The following is a 23,366-nucleotide window of genomic DNA, read 5'->3' on the forward strand; positions in this document are numbered from 1 at the left end:
GCCCCCGGACCGGGGCCGGAGGACGTTTGCGCAGATCGCGGGCCTTCGAAGGGGCTCTGCCGGTGTCGGGCCGCCCGGAGGGCCGAGAGAAAATCGAAACAGACGGGTGCTGAACCTCACCACAACTGGAGGCGACTGAGCAATGGGGAAGACGACTCGGGTGCTCGCCTGGGCCGCGGTGGCGGCCGCCGCCGGTGGCGTCGCGTGGGCGCTGCGTGACCTTCCGGCGCAGCTGGGGGGCGTGCCATCGGGGAGGCGCGCCGATCGCATGCGCCGATCGCCGCAGTACGACGAAGAGCGGTTCGTCAACAGCGTGCCCGCCGACATCCTGCCCCCGCACGCGATGCGCGACACATTCGTCGAGCTGCTGATGGGCAAGCAGCGCCGCCGGCCGCTCGGCGAGATCCCGGTGAGCCGCCCGGAGCTGGGCGGGTGGCTGGAGCCGGACGGGCTGCACGTGACCTGGCTGGGCCACTCGACCGCGCTGGCCGAGATCGAGGGCGTCCGGGTGCTGTTCGACCCGGTGTGGAGCGAGCGCTGCTCGCCGACGTCGTTCGCGGGCCCGAAGCGGCTGCACCCGATGCCGCTGCCGCTGGAGGAACTGCCCCGCATCGACGCCGTGGTCATCTCGCACGACCACTACGACCACCTTGACCTCGCCTCGATCCGCGCGCTGCTGCGCACCCAGCAGGCGCCGTTCCTCGTACCACTGGGCGTCGGCGCCCACCTGGAGCGCTGGGGCGTGCCGGAGGACCGGATCATCGAGCTGGACTGGGACGAGCGGGCGGAGATTCGCGGCATCACGCTGACCGCGACCGCGGCGCGGCACTTCTCCGGGCGCCGGTTCACCCGCGACGGCACGTTGTGGGCGTCGTGGGCGGTCAAGGGCGCGCGGCGGAGCCTGTTCTACACCGGCGACTCCGGTTATTTCGAGGAGTTCAAGCGGATCGGCGAGCAGCACGGCCCGTTCGACGTGTCCCTGATCCAGGTCGGCGCCTACAACTACGCCTGGCCCGACATCCACATGAAGCCCGAGGACGGCGCGAGCGCGCACCTGGACGTGCGGGCGCGGGTGCTGATCCCGCTGCACTGGTGCACGTTCAGCCTGGCCCTGCACGCGTGGTCCGAGCCGGTCGAGCGGCTGCTCGAGGAGGCGCGGGCGCGGGACATCGAGTTGGTCGTGCCGCGCCCGGGTGACCGGGTGAACATCGACGCGTTACCGGCACTTGAACCGTGGTGGCGCTCTATTGCGTGAGGTTTAAAAGCCCAGCTCAGACCACGTGTTGCGGCACACATGCCAGGACCCGGCAAAACCCTGGCAGGTGTGCGCGCGCCAGCGTACTGTATCGATACAGAAGGTTCTGGATCGATACAGCCGAAGGGAGGGATCCGGCACCATGCCGGCAACACTGCAGACCATCGCCGACGAGCTCGGCGTGTCGCGGAGCACCGTCTCCAACGCGTACAGCCGGCCGGATCAGCTCTCCCCCGAGCTGCGCGCCCGGATCCTGGCGGCGGCCGAGCGGCTGGGCTACTCGGGCCCCAACCCGACGGCCCGATCCCTGCGCCGCGGCAAGGTCAACGCGATCGGGGTCCTGCTCACCGACAACCTGTCGATGGCGTTCACCGACCCCTACGCGGTGGCCTACCTGCGCGGGCTCGCCGAGGCGGCCTCGGCCCGGGAGACCTCGCTGCTGCTGATCAACCTGCCCAAGGACGACGAGGCCGGGCGGCGCGTCATCAGCAACGCCTCGGTCGACGCGTTCTGCCTCTACTGCGTGCCCGACTGGCACGGCGCGCTGGAGCTGATCCGGGCCCGCGGAGTGCCGATCGTGATCGGCGAGGACCCGGCCGCGTTCGGCCCCGACGCCGGCTACGTCGGCATCGACGAGCGCGCGGCCGCGCGCCGGCTCGGCGAGCACATCGTCCAGCTCGGCCACCGCGACATCGCGATCGTCGCGCACTGGATCGTCGACGGCGGCGTCACCGGCCCGGTCGACGCGGACCCGGACGCGCTGCGCTACTACGTGACCGGCCAGCGCGTGCGTGGCTTCCGCGACGCGATCGTCGCCGCCGGCCTGCCGTGGGAGCGGGTGCTGCTCATCAACGCGGCGGACAACAGCCGCGAGCAGGGGGCGGCCGCGGCGGGGCACGCACTGGACCTGCTCGGCCGGGCCACGGCGATCCTGACGACCTCCGACGTTCTCGCGCTCGGCGTGCTCGACGCGCTGCGCGTGCGGGGCCTGCGCCCCGGCCGGGACGTCTCGGTCACCGGCTTCGACGACATCGGCGAGGCCGAGCCGGCCGGCCTCACCACCATCCGCCAGCCCAGCGTCGAGCGCGGGCGGCTCGCGGGCGAGATCCTGCTCGACCCGCCCGAGGACCCGGCGCGGCGTCGCCTGACGCTGCCCGTATCGCTCGTGGTCCGCGCGACCACGGGCCCCGACCGAACCAGGGAGAAGTCATGACCCCCATCGCTCTGCTGATCTCACTCGAGGCGATCCGCGCCGAGATGCACTCGGCCATGCCCAACGCCCCGGTCGTCGACGACCGCCGCGGCGAATCGGCCGCCATGAACAAGGTGCGCGGCTTCGCGGCGCGCACGCTTCGCTGGGCCGCCGACCGAGTCGAGCCCACGCCGGCGCTCACCTACGGGTAACACCCTGCGGTAAGCGGGGCACAACAAAGCGAGGGAGGCAGGCCACCGCCTGCCTCCCTCGCCGTGGTCGTCCTCGCGGAGCCGCCTCAGCGGACCTCCGCCGCCTCGGCGGACTCGATCCGCACGGTGTTGGCCCGGGCCCCGAGGCCGATCGCCTCGTAGTCCTGGCGGTTGAGGCCGCGCAGGATGAGCGCCCAGAGAATGCCGACGACGGCGGCGATGCCGTACGCGGCCGGGAACGCCCACACCGCCGCGTTCTCGGCGCCGGGGGCGAAGCCCAGCAGCAGGCCGAAGTTGTCGAAGACCTGCCACATGACGTAGCCGAGCGCGACGGTGGCCAGGATCGGCGCGACGAGCCGCGACCAGGCGCCCTCGCCGCGGGCGTCCCGCACGAAGTAGAAGATCACTGACAGGGACGTCGCGAAGACCAGCAGCAGCACGCCGACGCCGCCCGAGGTGCCCAGCCAGAAGAACAGGTTCACCATCGGGTCCCAGCCGGCCGCCGCGAACAGCACGATGACCACGGCCGCGATGATCGTCTGGAACAGCGAGCCGGCCATCGGCGCGCCCGAGCGGGCCAGGGTCCGGCCGAAGAACGACGGGAGCACCCGTTCGCGGCCCAGCGCGAAGGCGTACCGCGCCGTCGTGTTGTGGTAGCTCAGCGCGGCCGCCCCGATGCTGGTGACGAGCAGGACGGTGCCGAGGTCACCGGCCCAGGCACCCCCCTTCTCGATCAGGGTCGGGAAGAACGGGCCGCCCTGGTCGATGCTCTGCCGGGCCAGGTCGACGGTCTGGTCGACGCCCATGCTGGCCGACGCGGCCCAGCTCGTGAGCGAGTACGACAGCAGCATGACGGCCAGGCCGAGGAACGTGGCCATGGCCACGGTGCGGTTCTTGCTCTTCGCCTCCTCGGCGAAGACCGGGGCGGCCTCGAAGCCGACGAACGCGGTCGTGGCGACGGCGAACGCCGGGCCGGCCGAGTCCTTGAGCGCGCTCCAGGTCCAGGGCTCGACGCTGACCGAGCCGCCGGCCGGGTGGCTGAAGAAGATGACGTCGAAGAGGGTCACCACGATCAGCTCGGCGCCGAGCAGGACCATGAGGACCTTGCTGTTCACGTCGACGCGCAGCAGGCCGAGGATCGCGACGAAGAGCCACAGCACCAGGGCCACGACCCACCAGTCGACGTTGATCTTCGCCTTGTCGGCGAGCAGCTGCGAGGCGAAGAAACCGAACGCGCCGTACAGCCCGACCTGCAGCAGGTTGTACGCGACCAGGGCGACCATCGCACCGCCGACGCCCAGCGGGCGGCCGAGGCCCTGCGCGATGTACGAGTAGAAGGCGCCCGCGTTGGTGATGTGCCGCGACATCGCGACATAGCCGAAGCTGAACACGGCCAGGATGACGGCGATGATCAGGAAGGCCAGGGGGAAGCCGGTCGTGCCGACCACGCCCCAGCCGGTCGAGACCAGCGCCCCGACGACCATCAGCGGCGCGGCCGCGGTCAGGGCGAACATGATGACGGACGGCACGCCCAGCCGGTCGCGGGCCAGTGCCTGGGATACCACGCTCGGTCGCACGGGCGACGGTGTGGACATCGGTCCTCCAGGGACTTTGAGGGGGAAGGGGGAGAGGGAAGCCGAGCCGCGCCGTCACCCGCGCTGCGACAACACCGCGTCGCCGACCGCCGACTCGACCTGCAGGATCAGGTCGCGCAGCGGCGGCGGCAGGGTGGTGATCGCCTGTTGAAGTCGTCTGGCGCCCGCTGGGTCGCGGTCCCACAGGATGTGACCGGTCAGCCCGGTCGCCTCGGCCAGGCCGGCCAGGGTGGTGTCCGCGACACGCATGGGCTCGAAGCCGGTGAGCAGGCGGCGCAGCCGCACCACCCGTCCGGCCGGAAGGTTCACGTCGGCGGCGAGGTACCGCGTCTCGCTGCGCAGGAGCCGCCGCACCTGGGTCTGCTCCACCAGGCCGACGCGGGCGAGCCGCTGCCCGACCTCCTCGACGGCCGTCCGCCCGAGGAACTGCAGCCAGGTGCGCACCTCGCGGTGCTGGATCTCGGCGACCATCGTGGCCAGGTTCTTGTGGGCCAGCGGGTCGGAGGGAGGCTCGTTGGACAGCACCCGCAGGCGGGCGCCCTCGACCAGGATGCGCTGCTCCAGCACCAGCTCGCCGAGCATCGCGCCGGCCAGCCCGAGCTCCGTCGCGCGAGCGGACAGCCGGGACCGCCCGTCCCGGTCATTGTGCGCGATCAGGAAGAAGTCATCGGCCAGCAGCATCGGGTCGCACCCCTAATCGACCGGCCATCGATCGACCGCGCACCGTCACCAATCTTTCGTCTCGTCGGCCGGCCCCCCACGACCGGCCTCCGGATTCCCCAAGAACCCGAGGTTGGTATCAGTTAGGGCCCGAAAGACCGTGCGACCCAACGCGAAAGCATGCACTGCGTATTGGCCGGTTCGCAACCACTCCCGTTCAAATTCGTGTTAACGCAGGTCACCAAGGTCGAATTGACCGATGCCCCCTCGGCAAGGTGTGTCACCGAGTGTGATGCCCGGAATTCCCGAGTCGTGTCGGGGCCGGTCACGGCCCGCAATGGCCCTCGGGCGGACGGGCCCTCGATTTGACGTCGGCGGATTGGAGAGCGATTTCCGGCGCGGCCTTGGCCAGCTGTGGGTATACCGCGCAAGAATCGGCGGGCGATGATTTCATCGCCCGCCGGGGAACGCCGTTGCGCCGTTACGCTGCGCTGTTGTGATGATCTCTTGCGGTGAGCTACGGTCCGTAGCCGGGCTCAACCGTCTCGGCGGCCTCGTCGACGGCCTCCAGCAGATCGTCGAGGGAGTAGCCGCCGTCGTGACGCACGCCGTTCACAAAGAAGGTCGGGGTGCCACCGACGCCGCTGCGCACGCCGCCGACCAGGTCGCGGCGGACCCGGTCGAGGTAGAGGTGCGCGCCGACCTCATCGCCGATCTCGGCCGACGGCAGGCCGAGCCGCTCGACGCCGACCATGAGCTGACGGGGGTTGATGCTGCGCTGGTTCTCGAAGAGCCAGTCGTGCATCGGCCAGAACGCGCCGCGCTCCCCGGCCGCCTCGGCGACCTCCGCGGCGAGGTCGGCGTACGGGTGCACGTTGGTCAGCGGGAAGTGCCGGAAGGTGTACCGGATCGTCTCCCGCCGCAGCCGCAGCAGGTCACGGCGGATCGCGTAGGCCATCGCGCAGTAGGGGCACTGGAAGTCGCCGTACTCCACCAGCGACACCGGCGCGCCGGCCGGGCCGATCGTGTGGTCGTCGGGGCCGACCGGCACCGTCAGCCGGGGGACCGTGACCTGGAAGGGCGTGGTCATCCCTCAACGATTCGCCGCTGCGGGCGGCCCCGCCTCACCCGCCTCAGGCGGGTGCGACGCCGGAGACCAGCAGCGGGCTACCTGTGCAGCCGGTCTCGCGGTTGGGGTCGGGCACGCCGGTCACCCTCGCCTGCCGGCCGTCGCGCAACTGCGCCGCGGCCGGGCCGAGCAGGACCCAGGTGGTCCTGTCGGTGACGAGCTCCACGCAGCTTCCGCTGACCCGGACCCGACCCTCGGCGACGACCTGCTGGAAGTCGTCGACGGGCGGCTCGGCCTTGGTCGTCTTGGGCACGTCGGGCGGGATGCTGATGCTCGGTTCGGCGCTGCGGCCGGCGGTCGGCGCGGATTTCCTGGCGCTCGATGGCGCCTGCACCGGTTGCGGGGACCGGTCCGCACAACCGGCCAGGACCAGAACGGCCAGGAGGAGGCCCAGGGGCGCTTTCATGCCCACTTGGACCTCCTCCGGCCTCACTCGGTTCCCGTTCAGCCGGTGACGAGCACGACCATCGACGTGCCGTTCTGCAGCAGCGCGAGGATCTTCACGCCGTTGTCCGGCACCTTGACGCCGTAGTAGGTGCTGGTCGCCGGGTCCTCACGGTAGTAACTGCGGCTGTCGTCGAACAGCGGGTTGCCCCACTGGCCGCCGAGGTGGCTCGGCGCGTTGTTCGCGCCGGAGTGCAGGGTGAACGAGTCCGTCTTCGCGAACGAGAACGGGGCGTCGAAGCCCTGCACGCGCGGCCGCCACGGGGTCCCGTCCGCCTTGAGGTTGAGGTCGGGGTGCGAGTCGATCGGCAGGATCAGGCCCGCGCCGTGGTGCTGGCTGGTGTTGTTGTCCCGGTACGAGGTGTCCCAGTACGTGATCAGCAGGCCGGTCTCGTACGGGAAGTGCTCGACGTACTGCGGCCGGTCCGCGAACCCGAAGTTGTACGGGCCGGTCTTCATGTACTTGTCGAAGGACTCGTAGGTGCGGTGGGAGGCGATGTAGTAGTTGTCGTACTCCGTCACCAGCGCGTCGCCCACGGCGGTGAAGCCGACCGCGGTCCACCCGTTGGCGCCCGACTCCGCCCCGTCGGCGAACACCGTGGTGCCGCCGTTGGTGATGGCGATGTCGTCGACGAAGAAGCCCTGGCCGCCGGTGGCCGGGTCGGTGAAGTACCGCAACCGCAGCCCGACCGTCTTGCCCGCGTAGGCCGAGAGGTCGAACGTGGCCGGGACCCACCCGCCGCTGGTGCCGTCGATGCCGTTGCCCTCGCTCGCGGTGGTGATCGAGCCCGGGATCGCCTTGAAGCCGGTGCCGTCGTCGACCTCGACGTACGCGTAGTCACACGCGTCCGGGCCGCAGTCCTCGATGTCCCAGTTCGCCGTGAACGACAGCGTCGTCGTGCCGGCCGGGATCGAGACGCTGCGGGTCAGCGAGTTGTCGAGGTTGTTGCCCTGGCCGCTCCACCACGACTTGCTGCCCTGCGGCGGTGCCGGCAGCGGCGTGCTGACCTTCTTCTTCGGCAGGGTGACGACGACCGCCTGAGGCTTGCGGCTGTTGTACTCGTGCGGACCGAGGTCGACGAGCTTGGTCTGCCCGGCCTTGACGGTCGTGTAGTCCAGCCAGCCCAGCTGCAGCTTGTCCCACGCGCCGAGGTCGGCGGCGCGGGCCGCGATGCCGTTGTCGCCAGGCAGGCTGACCCGGCTCTGCGCCATGATGGTCCACCAGTTCACCGGGTTCTCGGCATTGCCGCCGGCGCCCGAGGTGTCGTAGTGGTCCGGCAGGCCGAGGTCGTGGCCGTACTCGTGCGCGAACACGCTCAGGCCGCCGTTCTCCGGCTGGATCGTGTAGTCGCGCACCCACAGGCCCGTGGTCCCGATCTGGGTACCGCCGAGCTTGTTGAAGTCCGGCCCGCTGGTGAAGTTCTGGAACGCCGCCCAGCGGTGGCTCCAGATCGCGTCCTCGCCCTGGATCAGGTCACCGTCGGCCTGGTCGCCACCGGCGTGGACGATCTGGAAGTGGTCGATGTACCCGTCCGGCTCGTTGAAGTTGCCGTCGCCGTCGTAGTCGAACCGGTCCCACTGGTCGTACGAGGCCAGCGTCGCCTTGATCTGCGCATCGGTCTTGCCCTGGGCGTGCTGCCCGTCCACCCACGCGTTGATCGCGTCCTGGACGAGGTTCCAGGTGTTGCTGCACACGTTGCTCGCGCAGGGGTAGCCGTTGCTGCGGCCGTAGCGGGCCTCGTTGTACGGCACCTTCACCCAGTCGGTGACCGTGCCCTCGACGCTGTACCGGCCGGAGGACTGCTTCTCGTAGTACGTCTTGAGCGACTCCGCCCCGCTGCCGGTGGCGAAGTACATGTTCTCGAAGTACTGCTTGCTGAAGTCCTGCTTCCAGATCGTCGAGTTGTCCCTGGTGCGGTCGGGCGCCGGGATCTGGTTGTGCAGCGGGCCGTCGAACCTCGCCGGGCCGGGGACGGACGGGGCCGTGTCCTGGTCCGGGTAGCTCGGGTGACGCTGATCGCCGAACTCGGCCAGCACCACGAAGATCTTGTCGGTCTTCTCGCGGCTCAGCTCGACGTACTTGTCGACGTGACCCTTGCTCTTGTTCCCGTTTCCGATCTTGACGACCGTGCTCGCTCCGCGCTTCTCCGGCGTGGCCTGGCCCGCCAGGACCTGGGAGAGGGCGACCTCACGAGAATCGCGCCGCTTGTCCTCCAGCGGGTTGGGCAGCTCGTCGGAGGGTGACGCGGCGTCGACGGATGGCGATTGCCGCGCCGGCACGGCGTGGGCCGCGCCGCCGCCGGCAAACACCCCCATCCCCGACGCGAGCGTGAGACTCAGCAGTCCCACGGTCAACTTACGCACAGGTACCTCCCTGGTGGGGCATGTCCGCATGGAGGCACCGTTCGATGCCTCGATGCACCTGTCGCGAGAGATTAGGGGCAGATCGCGTCCGCCAGAGATCGACAGCGAGGTATGCGCATACTTGCAAGGGTCAGATCGAGGGTGACCCTTTCATTGAGCCCGATCTCTGAGGGCATCGAGATCATGGACGATCACGTGCAGCCGCCCGGTCTGGATGCAGCCCTCCTCACGCAGCGTGCGCAGGGACTTGGTGACCGCCTCGCGCGAGGCGCCGGTCCAGCCGGCGAGTTCGTCCTGCGACAGCGGCAGGCTGATCCGCAGCCCCTGCGGGGTCGGCTCGCCGAAGCGCTCGGCCAGCTCCACCAGGCGCGCCGCCACCCGGCCGGTGGTGTCGTAGGCGCCGAACTCGATGCGCTTGCGGTCGGCGTCGCGCAGGCGCCGGGTCAGCTCGCGCATGAGCAGGAACGAGACGCGGGCGTGGCCCAGCAGGTACCGCTCGAAGTCCGGCGAAGGCACCGACAGCGCCGTCACCGGCTCCAGCGCCGTCACGGTCGCCGACATCGGCCCGCCGTCGATCGCCGAGAGCTCGCCGAGCAGCGCGCCCGGCCCCCGCACCGCGAGCAGCACCTCGGTCCCGGACGCCGTGTCGGAGGAGACCTTGACCCGCCCCGCCCGCAGGATGATCACCGCCTCGGAGCGGCTCGCCTCCCGCAGGATGACCGCGGCCCGGCGCCACTGCCGCCGATGCCCGACGGCTTCCAGCGCGGCCTGCTCGTCGGCGTGCAGAAGATCGAAGAACTCGGTCACGCCAAAGTCTCCACCACGTAGGCGCGGACTGTCTGTCGGCGACCTTTCACTTCCAGGTCCCCGAGCGGGGTCGCGCTCACCCGGCCGGCGACCGCGTCGTACGTGGCCCCGCCGATCACCACCTGACCCGGCTCCGCCACCGTCTGCAGCCGCGCGGCCACGTTCACCGCGTCCCCCATCGCGTTGAACCCGCGCAGCAGCTCGCTGCCGATGTTGCCCACGAGCGCCGGCCCGGTGTTGGCCCCGACCCGGAACCGCGGCCAGTCCGGCCGCCCCTCGGCGATCTCCCGCACCGCGTCCTGCATCTGCAGCGCCGCCCGCACCGCCCGCGCCTCGTGGTCCTCCTGCCGCGCCGGCGCGTTGAACAGCGCCAGCAGCGCGTCCCCGACGAACTGCACGATTGTGCCGCCGTTGTCGAGGATGCACGGCACCGCGACCCCGTGGTACCGGTTCAGCATCTCCACGATGTCCCCCGGCTCCACCGCCTCGGAGAACGTCGTGAACCCGCGCAGATCCGCGAACAACGCCGTCACGTCCACCAGCCGCCCGCCGAGCGCCGCCTGGTCGGGGTCCGCCAGCAGCGCGGCCGCGACGTCCGGCGACATGTACTGCCGGAACAGCGTCGCGAGCTCCCCGTAGAGCCGCGCGTTCTCCAGCCCGATCGACAGCTGATGCGCGAGCGTCTGGCGCAGCTCGTCGCGCCCGCCCGCCGGGATTTTGACCGCGCCCGCGAGCCGGCCCTTCACCGTCAGGGGAAGCGCGTCCGCGACGTTTTCGAGCCTGCCGTCGGAGACAAGAGCGATTTCGACGGTACCGAATGAGCCTTCCACGGCCGCCCGGGCCGCACGGAGGAACTCCTCCTCGCCGGCCCCGACCCTCGCCTTCTCGCCCACGGCCACCAGCGCCCCGAGCCGCTGCGACAGCTCGCGCTCGGCTACCAGCGCCGCCGCCGCGCGGTCGAGCACCTCCGCCTGCTTCTCGGTCAGCCCGAACCGCTCCGCCATCCGGGCCGCCAGTCGCTGCGGCGGCGCACCCTCCTCGGAGCCCTGCAGTGCCGCAACCAGCTCCTCGAGCGCCTCCTCGTACTGCCGCCGGATGCGCCGGTTCGTCTCGGCCATCGCGATCCCGTCGAACAGCCCGGCGGCGCTGCCCTCGCGGCGGTACTGCACGTAGGCGCTGTACCCCACGAACAGGAACGCGGCGGTGAGGATCAGGTGCCACTCCCACCACGACAGCCGCCACTTGTCCGCGAGCGTGACGGCGACCATCGCCTCCGCCAGCAGCGCGAACGCGGTGACGACGGAGATCAGCACCGCGCCCGGCGCCCGGCGGTACAGCAGGAAGAAGCGAACCGCGGCCAGGATGTAGAGCGCGACCGCCACCCACGACGCCCACACCATCGGCCCCTCGACGTCGCGGATCTGGTCCTGCCGCGACAGCGGCGGCAGATCCAGCAGCGACCACACGATCCACGCGAACAGCACCAGCCCGAGCCCCACCCGCAGCCCGAGCTGCCACCGCGTGATCGTCGCCGGCAGCCTCCACGACGAGAGCACGGCGAGCACCGACCCCACGATCAGCCCCACCGCCATCGACTGGTCGAACCCGGCGTTCGGGTGCCCGATCAGCACCCCCGGCGTGGCGAGCGCGTGCGCGAACAGGAACCCGGCCGCCGCCAGGAACACCAGCGACACCAGGAACAGCCGCCCGTCCCCGCGCCGCCGCGCCGCCACGCTCATCGCCCCGCCGACGGCGACGTTGAGCGCGGCGACCACCAGCACCAGCCAGAAGTGCGTCTGGTGGTGCTGCCAGACGACATCCGCCCCGGGCCGTACGAGCAGCAGCCAGAGCCCCGCCGGCGGCAGCGCGAGATGCGCCGCCCAGACCACAACGCGCGCCATCGCTCGGCTCCCCTATCGCTTCGATGCGCCATATCTGCCGGCCTCAGCGTCGCACCTGCACCCCCTCTCGCCATACGTCTCATTACGGACATCGGCCGCCTCTGTCCTCTGCGTCTTTTGGCGCAGACACGGCCTCCCACGCTCGGTCTCATAGACCTCGAAACCAACCTGTGGGAGTTCTCCGATGAAACTCAAGGCACCGCTCGTCACCCTCGGCGCGGGCCTGGCCGTGGCCGGCGTGCTGTACGGCATGAACGTCAACCTCAGCAACGACGTGGCCCGCGACAACGCCGCCGCCACCCCAGACCCCGGGGACGTCCGCCACTGCCCAGACCCTGGCGGCGTCCGCCGCTGCACAGACCTCGGCCGTTCCCGCCCCGCCCCCGTCGCCCGCGAAGGCCGGCGACGGCACCGGCAAGGCCGCCCAGCAGGGCGCGATCACGTACGCCGGCGCGGTCGACGGCGGCGCGGCCTCGCTCGGCATCGTCGTCAACAACGGCAAGGCCATCGCCTACGTCTGCGACGGCAAGTCCGCCGAGGCCTGGCTGGACGGCGACATGACCAACGGCGAGGCCCGGCTCAACAGCGCGAAGGGCTCCCTGACCGGCACGTACTCCGCCGGCCAGGTCAAGGGCACCGTGACCGCCGGCACCAAGTCGTGGACGTTCACCATCAAGGTCGCCACCCCGCCCTCGGGCCTGTACCGCTCCCAGGCCGCCCTGCGCGAGAAGCTCGACGCCAGCTGGATCGTCCTGCAGGACGGCATCCAGGTGGGCGTCGAAACCCGCGACGGCGTCCAGCGGCCCGCTCCCCCGTTCGACGTGAACTCGAAGACCGCCACGGTCGACGGCACCGCGGTGACGATCGAGGCCACGACCCCCGCGACCGGATACTGAGCCAGGGAGCCCGACGATGACCACGCCACCCGACCTCCCCGCGGACGCCACCTCTTCCCCGGCCGAACCCCTTCGCCGAGTCCACTTCCCGCCGATCCCGGAGCCGGGCCCGCTCCCACCGTCGGGAGGAGACCCGTTCCCCTTGCCACCCTCCCCCTTCGCGCCACCGCCTCCCGCGTTCACCGACGAAGCCCCGCCCACGCCCGGCACCCCGCCGATCGAGTACGTGGTAATCCCCCTATCCGCACCACCACCGCCCCCGGCCACCACGTTCACACCGCCGGGCCCGGCCACCAACCCGGCCGCGACTGCTGGCGGGGCCACGGCGACTGTCGCTGTTGCCGCCGCGGCCGGCGCGCCGACCCCGACGAGCCCGAGGACCGCGACGGCGCTCATCGTCCCGTTCCTGGTTGCCTGCCTCGTCGCCGCCGGCCTGGGCGTCTACGGCAAGCTCCACGAGCCGACGGGCGTCGCCGTGAACATCGCGGGCTTCTCCAGCCCGGCAACGGTCAAGGTCTGGCTGGCCACGCTCGCCTTCACCCTGGCTGTCGTCCAGCTGTTCACCGCCCTCGTCATGTACGGCAAGCTCCCCATCCCGCAAACCGCCAACTGGCTCGGCCCGGTGCACCGCTGGTCCGGCCGCCTGGCCTTCATCGCCTCCATTCCCGTGGCCCTGCACTGCCTCTACGCGCTCGGCTTCGACGACTACAACACCCGCGTCCTGCTGCACTCCCTGCTCGGCTGCTTCTTCTACGGCACCTTCGCCGCCAAGATGCTGATCCTCAGCAGGAAGGGCGTCCCCGGCTGGGCCCTCCCACTCTTCGGCGGCCTCGTCTTCACCGCCCTGTCCGGCCTGTTCGTCACCTCCGCCCTGTGGTTCTTCACCACCTTCGGCGTCAAACTCTGAAAGGGCTCGAAGACCCATGTGCACTCCCACCCGACGAACCCTCCTCGCCGGCACCGGCGCGACGGTCCTGACCGCGGCCCTCTCCGGATGCGCGGCGTACGGCCTCGACAGCGCGACCCCACCCCAGGCCGCGGACGCCACCGGCAACCCCGCCCCCAACGACGGCACCGGCAGCACCACGGCCGGCGACGGCACCGCCCCGGCCGGCTTCGCCCGAACCGCCGACATCCCGGTCGGCGGCGGCAAGATCTTCGCCGACCAGAAGATCGTCGTCACCCAGCCCGCGGCCGGCACATTCCGCTGCTTCACCGCGGTCTGCACCCACGCCGGCTGCGTGGTGGGCGACGTCTCCGAGGGCACCATCAACTGCGCCTGCCACGGCAGCCGATTCAAGATCGCGGACGGCACGGTCGCCGGCGGCCCGGCCAAGAAGGCCCTCGCCGCGATCACCATCAAGGTGACCGGCGACGCCATCTCCAAGGCCTGACTCCGACCGGGTCGAGCGACCGCCCGACGTCCGAACAGGACAGACGGCGGGCGCTCGGCTGCCACCGCAGCGCCCCGGCGAGCAGCGGCTCGGGATCAGGGGGTGCTGGGGCGGAGCAACGGGATCGTTACGCGGAAGGTGGCGCCCTCGCCGGGGTGGGTCTTCAGGGTTACCTGGCCGTTGTGGGCGGCTACCAGGGCGGCGACGATCGACAGGCCCAGGCCGGAGCCGCCCAGGGCCCTGGTGCGGCTGGGGTCGGTTCGGTAGAAGCGTTCGAAGACTCTTGCGGCGTCCTGCTCCGTCATGCCGGGGCCGTTGTCGGCGACCTCCAGGATGGCGTTGTTCGCGTCGGTGCCGACGAAGACCGTCACCTCGGTGCCGGCCGGCGTGTGGTGCAGGGCGTTGGAGAGCAGGTTCTGCAGGACCTGGCGGAGGCGGGCCTCGTCGCCCAGGACGATGGGGGGCTCGATGTCGGCGTCGTCGTCGCCGCTGCTGGCGGTGCGCAGGCGCAGGCGGTGGTCCTTGGCCGTCACCCGGGCGTCGATCAGGGCGTCGGTGGCCAGGGACAGCAGATCGACCGGCTTCTTGTCCAGGGGGCGCTGCTGGTCCATCCGGGCCAGGAGCAGGAGGTCGTCCACCAGGAGGCCCATGCGGGTCGCGTGGTGTTCGATCCGGCCGATCGTCTCGTCGCTGTGGCCGGCCTGGCGGTGGAGTTCGGCGAAGCCGCGGATGGAGGTCAGCGGGGTGCGCAGCTCGTGGGAGGCGTCGGCGATGAAGCGGCGCATGCGGTTCTCGGACGCGAGGGCGGCCTGCTCCGAGGCGCGGCGCTCCTCGAAGGCGGTCTCGATCTGGCCGAGCATGGTGTTCAGGGCCTGGGAGAGGCCGCCGACCTCGGTGCGGGGGTCGGCCTCGGGGACCCGGCGGCTCAGGTCGCCGGCGGCGATGGCCTCGGCGGTCTCCTCGACCTCGACCAGGGGGCGGAGGCTGGAGCGGACCAGGAGGTAGGCGACCACGGCGAGGATGAACAGCACTCCGGCGCCGATGGCGAAGCTGCGCCAGACGAGCTGGCTGACGGTGTCGTCGACCTCGTTGAGGCTGATGGCGACGACCGCGGAGCCGCCGTGCACCCGGTCGAAGGCGTACAGGACCCGCCAGTCGTGGCCCGAGCCGCCGACCGGGTGGACGGTGTCGTAGGCGCCCCAGGCGGCGGGGTCGCCCTGGATGAAGGTGCCCTCCAGGTCGGGCAGCGTGCTCGGCAGGGCGGGGGCGCCTTGGCCCTCGGTGTTGGCGTTGAAGAGCTCCTGGGTGATGGCGCCGTTGCCGGCGATGCATGCCACGTAGTAGCCGTTGCGCTGAGCTGGGGCGTCCCGGCCGGGGCCGCGGCTGGGGAATTGGTCGCCGGTCGGGCCGCATTGGTGCTTTGCCTGCTGAAAGCTGTCGTGCAGCTGCTGGTCGACCCGCTTGGTGAGGTAGTCGCGGGTGCTGTAGACGTTGCCCGCGCCGGTGATGAACAGGGCGGCCGCGAGGAGCACCAGCATCAATGCGACCAGCTTGACGCTGAGCGGCCAGGATCTGACGCTGAGCGGCCAGGATTTCATGTCCGGGGCAGCCGTAGTGCGTAGCCCACGCCGCGCAGGGTCTGCAGGAGCCGGGGCTCGGTGGTGTCGATCTTCTTGCGCAGGTAGGAGACGTAGGACTCCACGACGCCGGCGTCGCCGCCGAAGTCGTACTGCCACACGTGGTCGAGGATCTGGGCCTTGGACAGCACGCGGCCGGGGTTCGTCATGAAGTACCGCAGCAGCTTGAACTCCGTCGGCGACAGCTGGACATCCTGGCCGGCCTTGAACACCTCGTGCGTGTCCTCGTCCAGCTCGATGTCGGCGAAGTTGAGCCGCGAGGTCTGCGCGGCGGCGCCGCCGGCGGGGTCGGCGACGCGGCGCAGGACGGCCTGGATGCGGGCCAGGATCTCGGACAGGCTGAAGGGCTTGGTGACGTAGTCGTCGCCGCCCAGGGTCAGGCCCTTGATCTTGTCCTCGGTGGCGTCGCGGGCGGTCAGGAACAGCACCGGCACGCGGGTGCCCTCGCCGCGCAACTTGCGCAGGACCTCGAAGCCGTCGAGCTCGGGCATCATGACGTCGAGCAGGATCATGTCCGGCCGGAAGCGCCGCGCCTCCTCCATCGCCTGGCGCCCGCTGGTGGCGCTCGCGACGTCGTAGCCGTGATACTTCAGGCTCGCGGAGAGCAGTTCGACGATGTCCGGCTCGTCGTCGACCACAAGCAGCCGCGTCATGATTCGCTCCAAATAACCTCAGAGTTCCCTTGTCCCTACGAGACTGCCGCCGGTACCTGACGCTCTGATGCGGTTTCCCTGAAAACCAGCTGTGAACCGCCTGCGCCCGCGGGCCCGAGCAGCAGGGCGAGGAGCACGGGGAACTCGAGGTACGCGTGGTAGGAGGCGAAGGCGCCGTACAGTGCCCGGCCGGAGGCGTAGTCGATCACGAAGAGCACCGCGAGCGCGGCCCCCAGCCCGCCGCCGAGCGCCCAGGCGCGCCAGCCGAGCAGGAACCGGGGCGCCTCGGGGGCGTGGCGCGGCATGAAGTACACCCAGACGAAATAGTGCATTGTCTGCAGGAAGGCGAAAACTACCAGGAACCGGGCACCGACCAGGGTCGACGAGTCCGGCGGCGCGCTGGCGGCGATGATCGGCGCCGGGTTGCCGGCGAACGCGGCGACCGTCGAGCCCGAGACGCCGCCGAGCACGCGGTCGAACGCCCCGGCGAGCACGAGCGCCGGCACGCCGAGCACCCACGCCACCTGCGTCCACCGGAACACCCCCGGCCGCGCGAGCCGCCCCGCCCACTCCCACAGGAAGAACAGCGGCACCACGTTGTGAAGATGAGCCAGGATCACGAAGTGGTACCCGGGGAAGCCCAGCGACGCCACCGCCGCCACGACCAGGACCAGGACCGCCGCCGCGAGCCGCCAGCCGCGCAGCGCCTGGACGCAGGCGGCCGCGAGCACCCCGTATCCGACCAGGATCTCCGCATAGCGGGCCGGCTCGCCGACGTAGAGGTACGCCAACCGGCACAGCACGATCGCCGTGATGAGCCCGAGCAGCACGAACAGCAGGCGGCGCCGGAGGACGAACCGCCCGGCGACGTACCGCAGCTCGAGCACGTTGTGCAGCACCCCGAACGCGACCAGCCCGAGCACGGTCACCGCCAGCGGCGCCCGCAGCGCGATCCCGAGCGCGGCCACCGCCGCCAGCACGAAGAGCAGGCTTATCTTCATCGCGTGCTCCACGCCCTGCTGCTGACCCTGGCGGTCGAGGTGCCGTTGTACACGGCGCTACTGCCGGCGCCCTGGCGCCGGGCCCTGACCTTGGGTGTGCTGGTCAACCTGGTGACCCACCCGCCGCTGTGGCTCCTGCTGACGCACCGCCCGGGCTGGCTGTGGCCGGCCGAGGTCGCCGCGACCACGATAGAGGCACTGATCCTGATATTGGGGATAAAAGCGGACAAGGTCCGGACGGTCACCACAGCGGTCGCCGCCAACGCCGCCTCACTGCTCATCGGCGCGCTCATCTAGACCGGCGCCGGAGGAACCAGACGAGCAGCACGATCAGGGCGGCCAGAAAGACAACGCAGGCCACGCCGATGACCAGGGCCGCCGAGGACGAGGCCACCGACGGCTGGGGCGCCACATCTGCCAACACGATTTCCATGCGTGGCAGTCTGCGGCGCTGCGGGTCAGAAGAACAGCTACTCGCCGGCCTCGTCCACCGGCTCCGGCGGCTCGGCCGGGCGCAGCCACTGCCACAGCAGGAACAGCAGCCCCAGCGCCGATCCAGTAGTAGTGGACCGTCATGATGCCGTACTTGGCACCGTTGGCCGCCATGCCCAGGATCTCCAGGGCCCCCAGGTTGGCCGAGATGAACGCGAGGCCGGTGACCCAGGCCGGCAGCGAGCGGCCGGACAGGAAGAAGTCCACGCTGTTGCGGATCGAGCGGCGGGCGGCGAGACCGACCCCGAGGACGGTGATGAAGTAGAGCGCCAGCAGGACGTAGTCCAATGCGTCCATCTGCAGGCGCAGCCCTTCGGCGAGCGTCTGCACCCGTTCCCTCCCCTTGGCCGGTGCGAGTGGGGCGACACGCACCTACCCAGGCGAGGGTCAAGATCAAACCATCGTGATCCAATCGCGAGTGGTCAACTCAGGTTATTCGCCAATATCGTCACCAGATCGGCGGCTGCGTATGGTTTGTCCAGAAACGCGTCGCAGCCGGCCTCCATCGCCGCCGCCCGTTCGTGCGGCAGGACGCTCGCGGTCAGCGCGATCACCGTCGGGCGGGCCGGCTCGGTGTTGAGCTCGGCGGCGAGCGCGAGCCCGTTGCCGTCCGGCAGGTTGACGTCGAGCAGCACCAGGTCGACCGGCTCCGCGGCCAGCGCCGCGCGGGCCTCGCCGATCGAACCCGCCTCCACCAGCTGCACCGCGCGCACGGCGGGCTGCTCGGACCGGGCCAGGATCGCCCGGACCAGGACCCGGTTGAGCTCCTCGTCCTCGACGAGCAGGACGCGGCTCACCGGGCTGTCCCGTCGGACGAAACCGCGGCGCTTTCCTGCGCCACGGCGGTGCCTTCCCGCGATACGGCGGCGCTCTCCGGCGGTATCGCGGCCAGGTCGAGCCACTCGCGGACACCGTCGGCCGCATTCCCGCGCGGGACCGCGCCGATGACCCGCGACCGGTCGGCGTCGGAGAGGTCCGAGGTGGTCAGCGCCAGGACCGGCACGCCCCGGGTCGTGGGCTCCCGCTCCAGCCCCGCCAGCAACGCGAAGCCGTCGACGCCAGGCATCTGCAGGTCGCAGATGATGAGGTCGAAGCGGCGCTCGCGGGACAGCCGCAGCCCCTCCGCCCCGTCGTCACAGGTCACCACGTCGATGCCGGCGTTGGTGAGCTGCCGCTCGACGACCGCTCGCATCTGGTCGTCGCGGTCCACCATGAGTACCGACGCCGGATCCGGCGATCGGGCCGGCGCCACGTGCCGGGCCAGCTGGGCCAGCAGCGCGTCGTGGTCGACGGGCTTGACGAAGAAGTCGGTGGCGCCCAGGGCCAGGCCGGCCCGCCGGTCGTCGACGATGGTGGCGAAGAATACCGGGATCACGCGGAGCTCCTCGTCGCGCTTGAGGCGGCGGATCACGTCCCAGCCGTCGAGGCCGGGCATGATCACGTCGAGCAGGATGGCGTCGGGGCGCCACGTGCCGGCCTCGGCCAGCCCGGCCGCGCCGCCGGCGGCGGTACGGACCTCGTAGCCCGCGCCGGTGAGGTACGCCTCCAGCAGCTGCGCCGCGCGTGCGTCGTCGTCGATGACGAGCACCCGCCCGCGGCCGGGGCGCGGTGCCGGGCCGTCTGCGGCCTCCTCCCGCGGAATTTCGGCGGCCGGAAGCCGGATCGTGAACCGGCTGCCCTCCCCCGGAGCGGACTCCAGCCCGATCGCGCCGCCGTGGGCCTCGACGAGCCGGCGGGTCAGCGCGAGCCCGAGCCCGGTGCCGGCCTTGCGCTGTGCGGCCGGCCCGACCTGCTGGAACTCCTCGAAGATCCGCTCCTGGTCCTCCGCGGCGATGCCGATGCCGGAGTCGGCGACCGTGATCGCGACGGAGTCGGCCGCCGGGGAGACGGTGACCGCGATCAGGCCGCCGTCGGGGGTGAACTTGATGGCGTTGGAGAGCAGGTTGTCGAGGATCTGCCGCAGCCGCAGGGGATCGGCGCGGACCGCCGCGGTCGGGGGCACATCGAGGTACACCTGCAGGCCCTTGCGGTCCGTGAGCGGCCGCAGCGTGGTGATCACCTCGCCCACGGCGGCGTCCAGGGAGATCGGCTCGGGGTTGAGCTCCAGGCGGCCCGCCTCGACCTTGGCCAGGTCGAGGATGTCGTTGATCAGGCCCAGCAGGTGCCGGCCACTGTTGTGCACGTGCTCGACCCACTCGGCCGGGACGATGCGCCGGTCGCCGTCGGGCTGCTCGGCGCGCATGAGGTCGCTGAAGCCGATGATCGCGTTGAGCGGCGTGCGCAGCTCGTGGCTCATGCCGGCCAGGAAGTCGCTCTTGGCCTGGCTGGCCTCGGTGAGCGCGGCGACCGACTCGGCCAGGCGCTCGGCGAGCTCGCGCTGCCCGGCCAGCATCGCGCTGCGCCCGGCCAGCACCCGGGCCTGGGCGCCGAGCACGGTGGTCAGGCGCAGGTCGTCGACGCTGAACAGGGCGCGGTACCGGTCCAGCAGCAGCACCGTGCCGACCCCCTCGATCGCCAGCCCGGTCACCAGGCGCGTGCCGGTGGCCAGCGCGAGCGGATGGTCCCGGCGCAGCCGCACCGGCCGCCCGGTGGCGAGCCGACCCGTGTCGGCGCCGAGCGCCCCGGTCGGCAGGCGGGTGCCGGAGCGGCAGACCGCCGCGATGCGCTCGCCCCGCTCGTCGACGAGCAGGACGACGTCGGTACCCGTGGTGTCGTGCACAACCTGCACGAAGCGCCGCCACACCTGGCCGGCGCCCACGTCGGCCGGCAGCCGCTGCAGGTCCTCGGTCGCCTCGAACCACACCGCCGCCGACATCGTGCGGCGCAACCACCCGGGCGGAACGAAGGCGAGCAGGTAGATCGCCGCGCCGATCAGGGCCACCACTCGACCGGCCGGCTGCTGCCACACCTGCTGGCCGGGGTGGCGGGTGGCCGCCGTGAACAGCATCAGCATCATCACCGGGAAGAGGTAGGTGGCCACGGCGGCCAGACGCAGCCGGGCCCGGGCCGAGCCGCGGCGGCGGGATGCAGCGCGCAGCAGCAGCGAGCCGGCGATCACCTCGGTGGTGGTGAACGTGACGGTGACGATGACGAGGTACCCGGTGCTCAGCGGGCGGGGCGCGGCGGCCACCACCGCCATGCTGCCGAGCACCAGCACCAGCAGGCTGAGGTCGAGCCACCGGGGGACCCGGCCGAGGCGGGCGGTGAGCCGCAGCGTGAGGTACGGCTGAAGCATCAGCAGCGCGGTGACCGCCGCGGTGACGGCGACGGGCACGGGCCGGTGGATCAGTTCCCGGACCGAGCCGTTGACGCAGAAGGCCAGGGTCGGCAGGAAGATCACGGCGATGTCGAGCTGCAGCGGGTCCCGGCCGCGGGCATAGGCGGCGAGCGCGCGGAGAAACACCGCTGCCACCAGCACGGCTGTGAATAGAGTTACCATCTGACTACGCCCCGTAATGTTCGTGAACGGGACTCACTTTAGTCAGCGAAAAGCCCGCGGGAGGCCAGATGAGCGAGGACGCGCTGCGCACCGCCGTCGCCACGGCCACCCACGACCTGTCGAACACCCTCGGCGCGGTGGTGAACTACACCACGTTCCTGGCCGAGGACCTGGCCGGCGCCGGGATCGCACCGGAGTATCTGCCGCATCTGCAGAACGCGGCCCAGCGGGCTCTGGACCTAGTAGCGGGACTCGCTGCGGCTCTTGCAGGAGACGCAGAGCGTGACTGACGGGAAGGCGGCCAGCCGGGCCACCGGGATCTCGCCGGCGCAGGTCTCGCACGTGCCGTAGCGCCCGGCCTCGAGCCGCTCCAGCGCCCGCTCGACCTGGTCCATCCGGTTGCGGATCGACATCGACAGCGCGAACTCCTGCTCGCGGTTGAACGCCTTGGTGCCCAGATCGGCCACGTCGTCACCCGCGTCCGCCGAGCCCGCGAGGGTCATGTCGGCGACGGCGACGGCGTACTCCGCCTTCAGCTCCTCCCGCCGGCCGAGCAGTGCTGTGCGGATGTCCTGGGTTCGGGACTCAGGGTAAACGAGCATCATCGGGCCCCCCGGGCTGCGGCAACAGTGGCTTCCGGTGTGCCCACCTGAGTGGTCGCGCAAACCTGGCTGTTTTCCGCGCCCAGCACAGGACACCATGATCGCCTCGTCGTCGATCGCACAGCGATGTTGCCCACGATCGGTCAGCGCTGATGGCGAGCTGGCGCAGACGGGGTGCCCATTGGTTCCGAGCGATATGTCGGGCGCTCCGCGCCACGACATATCGGATTTTTCGCCTGACAGGGCATAGGTCCGGCAAGCCCGGAATCGTCGGGTTCCACGTCGCGATGCGGAGGCTGGTCTTACGACAAGGCCATCCGAAAGGCCGTGGTCAGCGCCTCGTCGAGGTTCTCCAGCAGATCCTGCGGATCTCGGTAGACCCCCGCCGCCCCATGATCCAGCAGCTCCGCCGCGCACAGCCCGCCGCACGTCAGGCCGATGCACGGGATCGACAGCCGCGCCGCCGCGCGCACGTCCCAGACCGAGTCGCCCACGAAGACGACCTCGTCGGCCGACAGGGCGGAGCGCGACAGCGCCACCGTCACGATGTCCGGGTCCGGCTTGCTCCGGTCGGCGTCATCCGCGCTCGTCACCGCCGTGAGCGAGGCGTCGGCGTCCAGGCACCGCAGCAGCGCGTCCAGCTCCGGGCGGGACGCGGAGGTCGCCAGCACCGTGCGCAGCCCCCGGTCCGCGCATGTGTCCAGCAGCCGGCGCGCGCCGGGCAGCGGGCGCAGCGCGGGCCAGTACGTGGCGTAGATGCTCGAGTGCGCGGCCCGGATCGCGTCGTCGCCGGACGAATCGTGCCCGGGTCCCAGCAGCTCGTCGAGAATCTTGTCGGAGCCCATCCCGATCGCGCGGTGGATGCCGGCCGCCGGCACGTCGAGGTCGTGCTGGCGCAGGGCCTGCCACCAGGCGACGACGTGGAGGTACACGCTGTCGACGAGGGTGCCGTCCACATCGAACAGCACACCGGTCACCGGTTTGGTCATGTGCGGGTGATACCCACCCGGGCCGGGGTATCACTGAATACATGACCCAGCAGCCCGAGCAGGCGGTCCCCACCGCCGGGTCGTTTCCCGGGTTCGACGCGGACGACCTCGGCGACTTCGCCTCCGAACACTGCAGCGTGACCCTCGCCGACGAAATGGCCGGCGGCCCCGAGCACGCGCGCGAGCCGGAGAGCCCCCACGGCCTCGCGGGCATGGATGAATAGATACGGGCCAATCCCGAGGGAGTGGACGCTGTTCGCGACGCCCTCGGTGATGTTGTCCGATTCATTGCGTCGCTCCTGATCCTGCTGGTCGGCCGGCTCGCCGCGACCCTGATCCGCACGGGAGCGGCTGCGGTTCCACCGCTCGGCGGTGCGGGCCGGGATACCGACGGCGCGCCTCGACGCGGGCGACCCAGTGGTGATCAACCCGACGGCCGGCAACGACCGACGCCAATAAATGCCGATAAAGTACCATCTGGCCCAAAAAACGGCAGAAAGGCGGCAAGAAAGGACCCACCCTCGTCCTGGCCCTCGCCGGTTTTCACGAAGTGATGTCACGACGTAGTGCCCCTTTCCAGCGCAGATGAAAGCTGGCATGTTGAGGCGGCGCGCATTGAAATCCGTCAAAAAATTGGCGCGCGTCCAGCTCGTCCAGCGAGAGGGGGGCACGATGAGCCGACGGAGATGGGTGCACGCCGCAGT

At 71.0% G+C, this 23,366-nt stretch carries 22 protein-coding genes and 2 pseudogenes; 9 read left to right on the forward strand and 15 right to left on the reverse strand.

Annotated features, from left to right (window positions below; translation table 11 throughout):
• Positions 1 to 142 precede the first annotated feature (142 nt).
• The 3 genes from ACQPY0_RS57615 (at position 143) to ACQPY0_RS57625 (ending at position 2,659) form a co-directional block, all read left to right on the forward strand.
• Positions 143 to 1,255 carry an MBL fold metallo-hydrolase gene (locus tag ACQPY0_RS57615; protein ID WP_432982000.1) on the forward strand — a complete coding sequence of 371 codons (1,113 nt, stop codon included), beginning with the start codon at positions 143 to 145 and terminating at the stop codon, positions 1,253 to 1,255.
• 142 nt (positions 1,256 to 1,397) lie between these two features.
• The gene (locus tag ACQPY0_RS57620; RefSeq protein WP_432982003.1) at positions 1,398 to 2,468 is read left to right on the forward strand and encodes a LacI family DNA-binding transcriptional regulator; all 1,071 of its coding nucleotides are present in this window, start codon (positions 1,398 to 1,400) and stop codon (positions 2,466 to 2,468) included.
• Positions 2,465 to 2,659 carry a hypothetical protein gene (locus tag ACQPY0_RS57625; RefSeq protein ID WP_432982006.1) on the forward strand — a complete coding sequence of 65 codons (195 nt, stop codon included), beginning with the start codon at positions 2,465 to 2,467 and terminating at the stop codon, positions 2,657 to 2,659. The genes ACQPY0_RS57620 and ACQPY0_RS57625 overlap by 4 nt, the downstream gene beginning before the upstream one ends.
• 86 nt (positions 2,660 to 2,745) lie before the next feature.
• Here ACQPY0_RS57625 and ACQPY0_RS57630 read toward each other — a convergent pair whose 3' ends face one another.
• The 7 genes and pseudogenes from ACQPY0_RS57630 to ACQPY0_RS57660 all read right to left on the reverse strand — a co-directional run.
• Entirely contained in the window at positions 2,746 to 4,254 is a 1,509-nt protein-coding gene (locus ACQPY0_RS57630) for an APC family permease (protein ID WP_432982009.1), read from the reverse strand.
• A gap of 54 nt (positions 4,255 to 4,308) precedes the next feature.
• The gene (locus ACQPY0_RS57635; RefSeq protein ID WP_432982012.1) at positions 4,309 to 4,935 is read right to left on the reverse strand and encodes a GOLPH3/VPS74 family protein; all 627 of its coding nucleotides are present in this window, start codon (positions 4,933 to 4,935) and stop codon (positions 4,309 to 4,311) included.
• A gap of 496 nt (positions 4,936 to 5,431) precedes the next feature.
• Positions 5,432 to 6,004 carry a DsbA family protein gene (locus ACQPY0_RS57640; RefSeq protein WP_432982015.1) on the reverse strand — a complete coding sequence of 191 codons (573 nt, stop codon included), beginning with the start codon at positions 6,002 to 6,004 and terminating at the stop codon, positions 5,432 to 5,434.
• 43 nt (positions 6,005 to 6,047) lie between these two features.
• Positions 6,048 to 6,449 (reverse strand): hypothetical protein, encoded by a 402-nt coding sequence (locus ACQPY0_RS57645; RefSeq protein WP_432982018.1) that lies wholly within the window; start codon positions 6,447 to 6,449, stop codon positions 6,048 to 6,050.
• Between the two features lie 38 nt (positions 6,450 to 6,487).
• A complete protein-coding gene (locus ACQPY0_RS57650; RefSeq protein ID WP_432982021.1) occupies positions 6,488 to 8,851 on the reverse strand; it encodes an immune inhibitor A domain-containing protein in 2,364 nt (787 codons plus the stop codon).
• A 150-nt stretch (positions 8,852 to 9,001) separates the two neighbouring features.
• Complete coding sequence (locus ACQPY0_RS57655) at positions 9,002 to 9,658, reverse strand: Crp/Fnr family transcriptional regulator (protein WP_432982024.1); 657 nt, start codon at positions 9,656 to 9,658, stop codon at positions 9,002 to 9,004.
• Positions 9,655 to 10,438: pseudogene (locus ACQPY0_RS57660) on the reverse strand (adenylate/guanylate cyclase domain-containing protein); the annotation flags it as partial. The gene ACQPY0_RS57655 and the pseudogene ACQPY0_RS57660, both read right to left, overlap by 4 nt.
• Before the next feature lie 1,678 nt (positions 10,439 to 12,116).
• On the opposite strand from ACQPY0_RS57660, the gene ACQPY0_RS57665 reads away from it, so the two are divergent.
• From ACQPY0_RS57665 to ACQPY0_RS57675, 3 genes and pseudogenes are all read left to right on the forward strand, one after another.
• On the forward strand, positions 12,117 to 12,455 hold the full coding sequence (locus ACQPY0_RS57665) for a hypothetical protein (protein ID WP_432982027.1): 339 nt from the start codon (positions 12,117 to 12,119) through the stop codon (positions 12,453 to 12,455).
• A gap of 352 nt (positions 12,456 to 12,807) precedes the next feature.
• Positions 12,808 to 13,362: pseudogene (locus ACQPY0_RS57670) on the forward strand (DUF6529 family protein); the annotation flags it as partial.
• A 16-nt stretch (positions 13,363 to 13,378) separates the two neighbouring features.
• On the forward strand, positions 13,379 to 13,849 hold the full coding sequence (locus ACQPY0_RS57675) for a Rieske (2Fe-2S) protein (protein ID WP_432982030.1): 471 nt from the start codon (positions 13,379 to 13,381) through the stop codon (positions 13,847 to 13,849).
• A 95-nt stretch (positions 13,850 to 13,944) separates the two neighbouring features.
• Here ACQPY0_RS57675 and ACQPY0_RS57680 read toward each other — a convergent pair whose 3' ends face one another.
• Genes ACQPY0_RS57680 through ACQPY0_RS57690 form a run of 3 tightly spaced genes read right to left on the reverse strand, consistent with a single transcriptional unit; the run spans position 13,945 to position 17,140 of the window.
• The gene (locus ACQPY0_RS57680) at positions 13,945 to 15,447 is read right to left on the reverse strand and encodes a sensor histidine kinase (protein ID WP_432982033.1); all 1,503 of its coding nucleotides are present in this window, start codon (positions 15,445 to 15,447) and stop codon (positions 13,945 to 13,947) included.
• Positions 15,444 to 16,139: a response regulator transcription factor gene (locus ACQPY0_RS57685; protein WP_432982036.1), complete on the reverse strand. Its 696-nt coding sequence runs from the start codon at positions 16,137 to 16,139 to the stop codon at positions 15,444 to 15,446. Before ACQPY0_RS57685 ends, ACQPY0_RS57680 begins: the two co-directional genes overlap by 4 nt.
• A gap of 35 nt (positions 16,140 to 16,174) precedes the next feature.
• The gene (locus ACQPY0_RS57690) at positions 16,175 to 17,140 is read right to left on the reverse strand and encodes a hypothetical protein (RefSeq protein ID WP_432982039.1); all 966 of its coding nucleotides are present in this window, start codon (positions 17,138 to 17,140) and stop codon (positions 16,175 to 16,177) included.
• A 3-nt stretch (positions 17,141 to 17,143) separates the two neighbouring features.
• Between ACQPY0_RS57690 and ACQPY0_RS57695 the strand changes: the two genes are divergently transcribed.
• Positions 17,144 to 17,437, forward strand: a complete 294-nt coding sequence (locus ACQPY0_RS57695) for a hypothetical protein (protein WP_432982042.1) — start codon at positions 17,144 to 17,146, stop codon at positions 17,435 to 17,437.
• Between the two features lie 33 nt (positions 17,438 to 17,470).
• Here the strand turns inward: ACQPY0_RS57695 and ACQPY0_RS57700 are convergent, their stop codons facing one another.
• The 3 genes from ACQPY0_RS57700 to ACQPY0_RS57710 form a co-directional block, all read right to left on the reverse strand.
• A complete protein-coding gene (locus ACQPY0_RS57700; RefSeq protein ID WP_432982045.1) occupies positions 17,471 to 17,962 on the reverse strand; it encodes a sodium:solute symporter family transporter in 492 nt (163 codons plus the stop codon).
• Between the two features lie 92 nt (positions 17,963 to 18,054).
• Positions 18,055 to 18,429: a response regulator gene (locus tag ACQPY0_RS57705; RefSeq protein WP_432982048.1), complete on the reverse strand. Its 375-nt coding sequence runs from the start codon at positions 18,427 to 18,429 to the stop codon at positions 18,055 to 18,057.
• Entirely contained in the window at positions 18,426 to 21,050 is a 2,625-nt protein-coding gene (locus ACQPY0_RS57710) for a response regulator (RefSeq protein WP_432982051.1), read from the reverse strand. The genes ACQPY0_RS57705 and ACQPY0_RS57710 overlap by 4 nt, the downstream gene beginning before the upstream one ends.
• Positions 21,051 to 21,139: 89 nt before the next feature.
• Here ACQPY0_RS57710 and ACQPY0_RS57715 point away from each other — a divergent pair, with 89 nt between their 5' ends.
• Positions 21,140 to 21,361: a hypothetical protein gene (locus ACQPY0_RS57715; protein WP_432982054.1), complete on the forward strand. Its 222-nt coding sequence runs from the start codon at positions 21,140 to 21,142 to the stop codon at positions 21,359 to 21,361.
• On the opposite strand, the gene ACQPY0_RS57720 is transcribed toward ACQPY0_RS57715, so the two are convergent.
• Together ACQPY0_RS57720 and ACQPY0_RS57725 are read right to left on the reverse strand one after the other, a co-directional pair.
• Positions 21,311 to 21,676: a TraR/DksA family transcriptional regulator gene (locus ACQPY0_RS57720; protein ID WP_432982057.1), complete on the reverse strand. Its 366-nt coding sequence runs from the start codon at positions 21,674 to 21,676 to the stop codon at positions 21,311 to 21,313. The genes ACQPY0_RS57715 and ACQPY0_RS57720 overlap by 51 nt on opposite strands.
• Positions 21,677 to 21,975: 299 nt before the next feature.
• Entirely contained in the window at positions 21,976 to 22,662 is a 687-nt protein-coding gene (locus ACQPY0_RS57725; protein ID WP_432982060.1) for an HAD family hydrolase, read from the reverse strand.
• Between the two features lie 41 nt (positions 22,663 to 22,703).
• Between ACQPY0_RS57725 and ACQPY0_RS57730 the strand changes: the two genes are divergently transcribed.
• Entirely contained in the window at positions 22,704 to 22,886 is a 183-nt protein-coding gene (locus tag ACQPY0_RS57730) for a hypothetical protein (protein WP_432982063.1), read from the forward strand.
• Positions 22,887 to 23,366: the final 480 nt, after the last annotated feature.

This window comes from Dactylosporangium sp. CA-233914 (assembly GCF_050942935.1).
Lineage (GTDB): Bacteria > Actinomycetota > Actinomycetes > Mycobacteriales > Micromonosporaceae > Dactylosporangium.